Below are 9,463 nucleotides of genomic sequence, written 5' to 3' on the forward strand. Positions count from 1 at the left end.
GGCATGGATGATGGTGAACCGGGGACCGCAGTTGGTGCACGTCACGAAGGGGTGCCGGTAACGACGGTCGCTCGGCTCGAACAGCTCGGCGATGCAGTCGCCGCAGACGGCGATGTCGGGCGGGATCGGGGTGGTGGCACCGGCAACCGGCTGGCTTTCCACGATCCGAAACCCGCTGTCGCACAGCGTCTCAGTGTCGACGTTGACGACGTGGATAGCACCGATCGCCGCCAATGGTGGCGCCTCGGCGCGCAGCCGACGACGGAATGCGTCAATGCGCGCGCCAGGCCCCTGCACTTCGAGGAAGACCGCGCCCGAATTGTTACCGACGAATCCGGTCAAACCAAGGTCGGTGGCGATCCGGTGGACGAACGGACGGAACCCCACCCCCTGAACGACACCGGTCACGGTGAACCGTTGCCGGACGCTATCGATGTGCACGAGCGTGTCAGTCATCGTCGCGGCTCCGGCCCATCAACTCCAGACCGGTCATCGCCTGCTCGGCGCCGGCCTGGTCGGTCTTCTCGACGACGAACCCCATGTGAATGATCACCCAGTCACCGGGTGCGAACGTTTCCTCCGGCAACATGCCGACATTCACCTTGCGTTGCTTTCCGGCGACGTCGACCAGCGCGAGTTGCCCCTCGTAACCGTCCAGCGTGCTGACTACCTGGCCCGGTATACCCAGACACATCGCTCAGCCCTGTCCTTCCGCCGATGCCACCGGCGGTCGAGTCCGCAGTCCCGCGACGACTTCCTCGACGGCGTCGACGGCTCGTGGCACCGCACCCGCGACCGCCTCGGTAAGACCGATACCTTCCTCGACGCTTCCGACTTCGCAGCCGACGACGACCGTGTAGGGCGGTGTGCCGCCGAGTGCCTTCAGGCTGTCGAACACTGCCGCGGGATTCATGCTGTGGGCATCCAGAGCGGCTGTGGCCGAATGTGATTCATGGTCGGCCTCGAAGACGTGCAGAGCCCCCGGGCTGCCGCGGTTGGGTACCGCGTCGATGAGGACCAGCGCGTCCCAGTCGTCAAGCAGGTCGTAGGCCAAGTGCATGCCCCCGATGCCGTAGTCGACGGCCCGCACGCCCGAATCGTCCTGCTGGACTGGGACGTGCCGGACTACCTCGGAGCCAAATCCGTCATCGCCGAGGAAGATATTGCCGATACCGGCCACCAGGATGCGCACTGGAATCGTACTGTCCGGTGACGCTACATGTGCCGGATCTTGAGGTACCGCCGGGCATCCGGAAGGGATATCAGGCCCATCACGAGTCCGGTCAGAACGAATAGCCCCAGGATGCCGATGAACACCCAGCCTAAGATCGCCATGTCGAATTCCTTTCTGTGGTAGTGATTTCGAGTGGTTCAACTTCGTCGGGCGAGAAGTACAGGTAGCGGCCGTACCACTCGTGCAGGTCGGCCGCCGGATCGTCCTCGACGACGACGCCGACGTGCTGGTTGCCGTCAACGTCTTCGTGCACGGTGGTGACGCGAGCCGTCTTGCCCGCGAAGAACAGGTCCTGTGCGTCGGCCCGGCGCCCCGGATGCAGAAGTACCCGACTGCCCCGCGCCACCCGGACACCATTCACCAGCACCGCGTCCAGGTCGGGCTGTACGGCGTTGTCGGCCAGCGGGTCCCACCAGTCCACGCCATCGGGCACCTCCGGAATCAGGCCGGCAGGCTCCCGCGGGTTCCGTAGGGTTCCATGCAGGAGCGACATGGCCTCGGACGACATCGAGTCACAGCGGTCGATGATCTGCGCTGCTAACGGGTCGGTGGCCCGGGCCTGCGCCTTCTCCTGGTCGGTCATCGTCATCACCCGTAGGGTCAGGATTTCGTCGATCTCGGTGCAGTCGTATAACGCTGTTTCGCTCTGTTCGGCGACCTCGGGGTGGTCGTACAGGATGATCGGGGAGATCAGCAGCAGATCCCCGGCGCCGGGCGGACCCGCCAGCACCGGGAAACAGCGGTGCCGGGTGCATCGGGACACCGCGTCGGTGGCGTGTGGCGGTGGCTCGAGGAGCGAGACGAATTCGCCGCCAACGACTTCCGCGATGGCGTGGGTGCCGATCAGGGATCGCGCGATCGCATCTTCCTTGTCGGCAGCAGGGGCACCCGTGTTGGTGATGCGCACCGAGACCCGGTGCAGCGCATCGTCGGGCTCGACGCTCACGGTCAACGCGGCGCTCACCTCGCGCCGGTGCCGGACCAGCCGACCGCCTTCGACCAGTTCGATGTCGGTTGCCGCTGGGGCGGTCAGCGACACCGTCCACGACTGGGCCGGATCATCGAGAGCAAAAGGTCCGAACGACGTTTCACACTCGATCGCTTCGTCCCAGGTCAACCACGAGCCAGTTGGCGTGATCAGCTCGTCGACGGCTTCGAAACGGCCGCCACCGGTATCGCGTTCGACACGGCGGTGCTGCAGTTGCAGGAAGCGCACCACCAGGGTGATTGCTTGCGCCCCGTCGACGAGAAACTGCGCCGCGATGGTGTCGTCCTCGCCGATTCCGGCGTCGGCCGCGCCGGCTGGGCCCAAAACGCCCCACTGCCAACGTGATCGGTTCCTGCTCGAGGTCGCGCGGTACGGGTAGAGTAGGTAACCCTCGTACAGGACTGCGTCGGCGACGGCGCGGGCCCGGTCCCAGTCCGCGGTCATCGCGCCTCCTGATGCGCCGCGTCCAGCAGTGTGGTGACCGCGTCCTCGATGCTCAACAGGCCCCGCGTCGACTTGTAGGCAGCCAACGCGGCGATTGTGTCGTGAGGCAGGCGCACCCATCCGCTATTCGGGTAGTGCTGCCGGATCAGCTCCCGCCACACCGCCACCGGCATGTCGTAGCGGTCCTCGCAGTCCCACGACACCTGCTGAACGGAGAAGCCGCGCTGGCCCGCCGTGAACACGGTTCCGCTGAACAGGAATTGCAGTGGTAAGGCGCCGTCGCCCAACGCGTGCAAGTACTTGGCGGCAGCGACCTCGAAATCGTAGGTGCACTCCAGGGACAGAGCGATCTCGTTGGTGCCCACGAACGCCGGCACCATCGCCGCGCAATGCTGCCACAGGAAGGTGCGCTGGGTGGTGGCCCAGCGTTCCCGCGGCCCGAACAAATCAGTCAGCGCCGCCGCTTCGTCGTCGGAGTAACGGCGTCGCAACGGCTCGATACGGACCTGACAGCGCAGCGCGATCGCGTGCACCGGCTCGTCGTCCGGCGCCGAAACACGGATGCGCGCGGCCAATATCGGGACGGCCGCATAGGGCTCGGGGACCACGTCGAGGACGGTGAATGTCAAGGCGGTCGGCTGGCCGGTGGGGCTGGTCATCGGCGTCGCTCTGTACTGCGGGCTGCCAGCTGATCGAAGAACGCGTCGATGAACTCGCGGGCCTCTTGCCCACCGTCGAAGCCGCGCCACAACATCCGCAGACCGCCGACGAACTCGTAACAGGCATCGATCGGGACCAGATAGCAATCGGGCTGCTCATCCTCGCGCACTCGCACAAGCAGCGCCTCGACGTCGTCGGCGAGCAGGGCTACCCGGGGGTCGGCCGAGTTGATCGCAGTCCACGCCTCGAGGTCGAGATCGGATTCGGTTGCTCCTGCCGGTCCCGGATAGAACGCAACGGTGCGATCGAGCGCAGAGTTGCGGAAGAAGAACGCCAGGCCGACTGGGATCTGCAGCAGTTCCCAGGTGCAGCGATCGAGGGCGAAGTCGGGAAATGACAGATATCGGTCCGGGACCGCCCGGTACCGCAGCTGCGCGTGTCCGTCGGTGAACAGCAGATAGCAGCCGCGGCATACGCACATTAGTTGCCGCCCAGCCACATTCACCACGTGCTGGTGCTCATCGGAGATGGCCTCCGAGCACATTTCGCACCGCTCCCCGGCCGGCTGTGGTGCTTGCCTGGTGCTGGCGATGCGGGCCAGCACGTCGTAGGCGGTGTTCATTTGCGCCGCTCCTCCCGCCCTGTTCGGATCGCACAGTCCTGTTGATCGTCGCCGGCGCGAGTCATGCCGACGCACCGATCGGCTCAGCCGGCACCGCCAGGGACAGCACGCCGTCGCGCACCAGCAGCGGGACGGGATCGAGATGGCGCTGGGCTTGGTTGCCGGGGTCATCGAGGCCCGCCCCGGCGTGCACGGCGTCGAAATGCGCGTGACAGCGTGGACATCGCAGCACCGGATCGCCGCCCGCGGCTCGTCGGTGCAGCGCCGCGCCGGCCAGAGATCCATCGCAGGCCGGGCAGTGATCACGATAGGCATACAACCGGTCGTCGACCCGGCATGCCAGCACCGCAACGCCGGCGACCGAGAAGCCGCCGACTTCGCCGGGAGCCAGGTCGGCCAGCTCGGGCACCGGATGCCAGGTGGCCCCGCTGTTGGGCTGCGCCCTGGAATGAACCTGAGCCAGCAGTGATTCCGCTGGGATCACCGCTGCCGCGAGTTCGGGGGTCACCAGTTCAATCGACGAAATCTCCGGTGCGGCAGACCGAATCGCATCCTCGACAGCAAGCTCCAGCGTCACCGCCGATGATGGGCAACTCTTACAGCTACCGGCGAACTGCAGCTGCACGGTGTCGTCGACGATGTCGAGCAGATGCACATCGCCGCCGTGCGAGCCCAGATACGGCCGGACCTGGTCGAGTGCGTCGCAAACCCGGCGATGCACGTCGTGCGGGTGCAGGCCGTGGACGAGCAGCAGGCTGGCCACCAAGTCATCGCCGGCCAGCCGGTCGAGCGTGCCGGGGTCCGCCTGATCAGCGACTGTGGTCACAATTCGCGCGAGGCCCGCGCCGTAGAGCTCGACTACCTCGCGAACCAACTGCTCGGCGCGCTCCCGTGCCACCGTCCCGCCGACCGACGTCGCGTCCAGCAGCGTCTGGATCCGATCGCCCGCCGAGCGCCATTGCGCGTCCCCCTCCAACTCCTCGGGGCGATCAGCCATACATCACTCCCCGGTCGCTGCTTGCGTCGGTGAATGCAGCCGCTCCAGCGTTTTGCCCTCGCCGAGATACATGTGCACACCACAGGGCAGGCAGGGGTCGAAGCTGCGCACCGTACGCATGATGTCGATGCCCTTGAAGTGCTCCCGGTCGTTCTCCTCAAAGATCGGCTGTCCTTGCACCGCATCCTCGTAAGGTCCCGGCGTGCCAAAGCTGTCGCGCGGGTTGGCATTCCACGGGGTCGGTGGGTACGGGTGGTAGTTGGCGATCTTGCCGTCCCGAATCACCATGTGGTGGCTCAGCACGCCGCGCACAGCCTCGGTGAAACCGCAACCGATGCCCTCCTTGGGCACCTCGAATTTCTCCCAGGTCTTGGTGCGGCCGGCGCGGATTTCGACTAGCGCCTTTTCGGCGAAGTGCAATGCGCACGCGGCAGCGTAAGCCTGGAAGTAGGTGCGGGCGCGGTCGCGTTCGATGGTGTTGGACCCGTGCTGGGGGATTTTCCACTCGAGTTCGACTGGTCCCTTGAGCGTGGTCTTGGGCAAGTTGATCTGTACCGAATGACCGGTGGACTTGACGTAGCCGACGTCGACCAAGCCGGCCAGTGCCGTCGACCATAGCCGGGCCAGCGGACCGCCGCCGGTGTCAAGAGCCAAGTGGTCCTTGCCGTCGAACCAGCGCGGCGACATCACCCAGCTGTAGTTGCCGCCGTCCATGTCTCGCTTCTGTGGACGCGGATTGGTGTGCTGGTTCCACGGATGGCGCCGATCCACCGTGTTGCCCAGCGGGTCGGTCTTGACGAACATCTCCTGATCGTTCCAGTCGTCGTAATACGAACTGCCCAGCAGGATCCGGATGCCGAGGTTGATGTCGACCAGCGAGGTGGTGACCAGCTTGCCGTCGACGACCACACCGGGCGTGACGAACATCTTGCGGCCCCACTGCTCCATATCCTTGTATTCGAAGTTGCAGTACTCGGGATCCTGGAAGGAGCCCCAGCAACCCAGCAGGGTGCGGCGCAGACCGACCTGCTCATAACCCGGTAACGCTTCGTAGAAGAAATCAAAGAGATCGTCGTGCATGGGCACGACCTTCTTCATGAACTCGACGTAGCGCATCAGCCTGCTCATGTAGTCGGTCATCAACTGAATGGTCGCCACCGTGCCGACCCCGCCGGGGTACAGCGTGGAAGGGTGCACATGGCGGCCCTCCATGAGGCAGAACATCTCTCGGGTCGTCCGGCTGACCTGCAGCGCCTCTCGGTAGAACTCTCCGCTGAACGGGTTGAGCGACCGCATGATGTCGGCGATGGTCTTGTAGCCGTGCATGTCGGCATGCGGCGCCTGGGTGTTCTCGGCTTTGGCCAGCACACCCGGGTTGGTCTCGGAGACCATTTTTTCGCAGAAGTCGACGCCGACCAGGTTCTCCTGAAAGATGTTGTGGTCGAACATGTATTCCGCCGCCTCACCCAGGTTGACGATCCATTCGCCGAGGTGTGGCGGTTTGACGCCGTAGGCCATGTTTTGCGTGTAGCACGAACAGGTGGCGTGGTTGTCACCGCAGATCCCGCAGATGCGGCTGGTGATGAAGTGAGCGTCGCGTGGATCCTTGCCTTTCATGAAGATCGAGTAGCCGCGGAAGATCGACGAGGTGCTGTGGCACTCGACCACCTCGCGGTTCTCGAAGTCGATCTTGGTGTAGATGCCGAGGCTGCCTACGATCCGGGTGATCGGATCCCACGCCATCTCGACAAGCTGGCCGGGCTCGCGCTTCGCGTGGGACGGCTCGGGGATGATCGTTGTCATCGAACTTTGCTCCCTATCTTCTGCTGAGATGTCGCGTCGCGCCTCACCAGGTCCGGTGTGCGCCCGTGGTGAGTGTGTCGCCCTTGTGCCGCCACTTCGGTTCTTTGTCGAGGGTGCGGTTGGTGACGCCGCGCAGGGTGCGCATCAGCGAGCCATACACCCCGACCGCAGTACTTGACACCTTGCCGCCGGGCGGCTCGTCCATGAACGGCATGAATTTGTCCGGGAACCCGGGCATGGTGCATCCGATGCAGATTCCGCCGACGTTAGGGCACCCACCGATGCCGTTGATCCAGCCGCGTTTCGGTACATTGCACTTCACCACCGGGCCCCAGCAGCCAAGCTTCACAATGCATTTCGGTGATCCGTACTCGGTGGCGAAATCTCCCTGCTCGTAGTAGCCGGCCCGGTCGCAGCCTTCGTGAACGGTCGCCCCGAACAGCCACTGCGGTCGCAGGGCATCGTCGAGCGGGATCATCGGCGCCTGCCCGGTGGCCATGTAGAGCAGATAGGTCAGCGTCTCGGACAGATTGTCCGGCTGGATCGGGCAGCCGGGAACGCAGACGATTGGGATACCCGCCTTGCTCTTCCAGTCCCAGCCAAGATAGTCCGGTACGCCCATCGCGCCGGTCGGGTTGCCGGCCATCGCGTGGATGCCGCCGTAGGTGGCGCAGGTCCCCACCGCGACCACCGCCGTCGCCTTCGGAGTCAGTCGGTCGAGCCACTCACTGGTGGTCATCGGCTGCCCGGTTGCCGGGTTATTGCCGAACCCGCACCAATAACCCTCGTTCTTGATCGCCTCGTTGGGAATCGACCCTTCTACGACGAGTACAAAGGGTTCGAGCTCGCCGCGGTCGGCCTTGAAGAACCACTCGAGGAAGTCGTCCGCGCCTCCGTTGGGTCCGCATTCGAAGTCGATCAGCGGCCAGTGCACGGCGATCTTGGGTAGCCCGGGGAGCGCGCCGAGCGCGATCTCCTCGACGCTAGGTTGGGTGGCGGCAGTCAGCGCCACCGAATCGCCGTCACAACTGAGGCCCGCGTTGATCCATAGCACGTGGATCAATGTTTCTTCCGCTTTGACTGCTGCTTCCGTTGGCATACCGCAGCTTTCCGGGGCCCGGGCTAAGGTCCCTGACACCACGGGAGTCGACTGTCGGCCCGCTTACGCGGCGCTATGTCCTGGGTCTACTCTCGCCGAACTACCTTGTCAACGATCTGGTGGCAACCCGGAGACTTGGTACGAGCTTTCGGATTTCGCTGCCCTCAGCTCCGGCTGAGCGTAGTCTGCAGGCTGCTCAAATTCCTCCAGCTCACTCGCACCCGTTGTCTTGCAATCAGTTTGCATCTGGGCTGTATGGGGCGGTCGTCGTGCGGCTCGGTGCTCAGTCACCCGCTTTATGATCGGCCGATCGCGTTGTGCAGCAGGGCATGTGCGGCACGGAGACTCGACGTTGCGATCGAACAGGACTTGTCGCAGAGGCGGCGGGGCGTTCTATGTGGTTTGGGTTTCGTCCGCCCGGGTACGCCACGAGGTGACTTGTTCGCGCAGTGCGCGCGGCGGGTCACGAGGAGGAACTATGCAAGACACCACGCCTGGCGGCCAGCTGTCGGAGGAGCCGCAGTCCGAGCGGGGCGAGATGGGGTCGCGTGACGCCGGATCCGACCGGCCGAGTGGTGGGCCTACCGACCGGCCGGAAGGCGCAGTCCAAGGCGACGAAGCGGTCCCGTCGCACGGCGGCTCCGAGGAAGGCCAAGTCGGCGGCCCCGGAAACCTCACGCCTCAGGCGACCTCGCCAGCAACGCCGCCTTACGAGGGACGCCAGACCGAGTCCAAGTCGGCCGGTGAAAACGGTGCCGAAGGGGGCGTGAAACCGGTTGAGTCGCCGTCGTACAAAGCTCCTGCGCCGGGAAGTACTCCCGGCGGCGCGACGGCGTCACCCGGCGACGAGCAACCGGCGGGGAAACAACCCGAGACGGACCTCGGCGACGACCGGGTCGGCCCGGCCCACAGCGCCGGCACCAGCCGGGGCGAAAAGCGACTTTAGTCATCAGCTCGTTGAGCGAAGACCGCGGATCTTCTAGACGGTGGTGCCTGCCGTGAACCGTCGCAGCCAGCCGAACCAGGCGGCCATGCCGACACCGGTGCGGGCGCTGACTGGCAAAATCGCCGCCGTCTCGTTGACGTCGCGAACACGGGCGATGTACGAGTCGACGTCGATATCCAAGTACGGCACCAGATCTATCTTGTTGAGCAACACCACGTCGACAGCGCGGAACATTACCGGGTACTTCAGCGGTTTGTCGTCACCCTCGGTAACCGAATAAACCATCGCTTTGGCGTGTTCGCCGACGTCGAATTCGGCGGGGCACACCAGATTTCCGACGTTTTCGATGATGACCAGGTCTAGGCTGTCCAGATCCAATCCCTGTAGGGCGCGGTTGACCATCGGCGCGTCGAGATGACATTCGCCGCCGAATCCGTTGCCGGTATTGAGTAGGGATATCTGGGCACCCCGGCCACCGAGCTTGGCGGCGTCCAGGTCGGTGGCGATGTCACCCTCGATCACACCGACGGCGATCTCGCCGGCGAGTTCGTCGAGGGTGGCCTGTAATACCGTCGTCTTGCCGGAGCCAGGGGAACTCATCAGGTTGATCGCACGAACACAGTTGTCCTCAAATGCATTTCGGTTAAATCCGGCCCGGACATCGTTCTCG

12 protein-coding genes are annotated in these 9,463 nt (G+C 64.7%); 1 reads left to right on the forward strand and 11 read right to left on the reverse strand.

What is annotated here, in order from left to right; genetic code table 11:
• The 10 genes from VGG53_RS05355 to VGG53_RS05395 form a co-directional block, all read right to left on the reverse strand.
• The coding region (locus VGG53_RS05355; RefSeq protein WP_331516950.1) for an acylphosphatase at window positions 1–456 on the reverse strand (456 nt) is incomplete at its 3' end.
• Window positions 449–694: a HypC/HybG/HupF family hydrogenase formation chaperone gene (locus VGG53_RS05360; RefSeq protein ID WP_331516951.1), complete on the reverse strand. Its 246-nt coding sequence runs from the start codon at window positions 692–694 to the stop codon at window positions 449–451. The genes VGG53_RS05355 and VGG53_RS05360, both read right to left, overlap by 8 nt.
• 3 nt (window positions 695–697) lie before the next feature.
• The gene (locus VGG53_RS05365; protein ID WP_331516960.1) at window positions 698–1,198 is read right to left on the reverse strand and encodes a hydrogenase maturation protease; all 501 of its coding nucleotides are present in this window, start codon (window positions 1,196–1,198) and stop codon (window positions 698–700) included.
• Window positions 1,199–1,215: 17 nt separating this feature from the next.
• Window positions 1,216–1,335: a DUF6893 family small protein gene (locus VGG53_RS23965; RefSeq protein WP_414688890.1), complete on the reverse strand. Its 120-nt coding sequence runs from the start codon at window positions 1,333–1,335 to the stop codon at window positions 1,216–1,218.
• Complete coding sequence (locus VGG53_RS05370; RefSeq protein ID WP_331516952.1) at window positions 1,323–2,666, reverse strand: hypothetical protein; 1,344 nt, start codon at window positions 2,664–2,666, stop codon at window positions 1,323–1,325. Before VGG53_RS05370 ends, VGG53_RS23965 begins: the two co-directional genes overlap by 13 nt.
• Complete coding sequence (locus VGG53_RS05375; protein WP_331516953.1) at window positions 2,663–3,325, reverse strand: DUF6084 family protein; 663 nt, start codon at window positions 3,323–3,325, stop codon at window positions 2,663–2,665. Before VGG53_RS05375 ends, VGG53_RS05370 begins: the two co-directional genes overlap by 4 nt.
• On the reverse strand, window positions 3,322–3,948 hold the full coding sequence (locus tag VGG53_RS05380; RefSeq protein WP_331516954.1) for a DUF5947 family protein: 627 nt from the start codon (window positions 3,946–3,948) through the stop codon (window positions 3,322–3,324). The genes VGG53_RS05375 and VGG53_RS05380 overlap by 4 nt, the downstream gene beginning before the upstream one ends.
• Window positions 3,949–4,009: 61 nt before the next feature.
• Window positions 4,010–4,945, reverse strand: a complete 936-nt coding sequence (locus tag VGG53_RS05385; RefSeq protein ID WP_331516955.1) for a NifU family protein — start codon at window positions 4,943–4,945, stop codon at window positions 4,010–4,012.
• 3 nt (window positions 4,946–4,948) lie between these two features.
• Window positions 4,949–6,748, reverse strand: a complete 1,800-nt coding sequence (locus VGG53_RS05390; RefSeq protein WP_331516956.1) for a nickel-dependent hydrogenase large subunit — start codon at window positions 6,746–6,748, stop codon at window positions 4,949–4,951.
• Window positions 6,749–6,791: 43 nt separating this feature from the next.
• The gene (locus tag VGG53_RS05395; protein ID WP_331516957.1) at window positions 6,792–7,847 is read right to left on the reverse strand and encodes a hydrogenase expression protein HypE; all 1,056 of its coding nucleotides are present in this window, start codon (window positions 7,845–7,847) and stop codon (window positions 6,792–6,794) included.
• 478 nt (window positions 7,848–8,325) lie between these two features.
• Between VGG53_RS05395 and VGG53_RS05400 the strand changes: the two genes are divergently transcribed.
• The gene (locus tag VGG53_RS05400) at window positions 8,326–8,793 is read left to right on the forward strand and encodes a hypothetical protein (RefSeq protein ID WP_331516958.1); all 468 of its coding nucleotides are present in this window, start codon (window positions 8,326–8,328) and stop codon (window positions 8,791–8,793) included.
• 33 nt (window positions 8,794–8,826) lie between these two features.
• Here the strand turns inward: VGG53_RS05400 and hypB are convergent.
• Window positions 8,827–9,463, reverse strand: a 637-nt coding sequence (gene hypB, locus VGG53_RS05405) for a hydrogenase nickel incorporation protein HypB (protein ID WP_331516959.1), incomplete at its 5' end; no start/stop codon positions are given.

It is taken from the genome of Mycobacterium sp., assembly GCF_036490025.1.
Classification (GTDB): domain Bacteria; phylum Actinomycetota; class Actinomycetes; order Mycobacteriales; family Mycobacteriaceae; genus Mycobacterium.

Coding starts and splice junctions, on each gene's coding strand:
- VGG53_RS05360 (WP_331516951.1), bottom strand. CDS start 694: ATGTGTCTGGGTATACCGGGCCAGGTAGTCAGCACGCTGGACGGTTAC.
- VGG53_RS23965 (WP_414688890.1), bottom strand. CDS start 1,335: ATGGCGATCTTAGGCTGGGTGTTCATCGGCATCCTGGGGCTATTCGTT.
- VGG53_RS05370 (WP_331516952.1), bottom strand. CDS start 2,666: ATGACCGCGGACTGGGACCGGGCCCGCGCCGTCGCCGACGCAGTCCTG.
- VGG53_RS05375 (WP_331516953.1), bottom strand. CDS start 3,325: ATGACCAGCCCCACCGGCCAGCCGACCGCCTTGACATTCACCGTCCTC.
- VGG53_RS05380 (WP_331516954.1), bottom strand. CDS start 3,948: ATGAACACCGCCTACGACGTGCTGGCCCGCATCGCCAGCACCAGGCAA.
- VGG53_RS05385 (WP_331516955.1), bottom strand. CDS start 4,945: ATGGCTGATCGCCCCGAGGAGTTGGAGGGGGACGCGCAATGGCGCTCG.
- VGG53_RS05390 (WP_331516956.1), bottom strand. CDS start 6,748: ATGACAACGATCATCCCCGAGCCGTCCCACGCGAAGCGCGAGCCCGGC.
- VGG53_RS05395 (WP_331516957.1), bottom strand. CDS start 7,847: ATGCCAACGGAAGCAGCAGTCAAAGCGGAAGAAACATTGATCCACGTG.
- VGG53_RS05400 (WP_331516958.1), top strand. CDS start 8,326: ATGCAAGACACCACGCCTGGCGGCCAGCTGTCGGAGGAGCCGCAGTCC.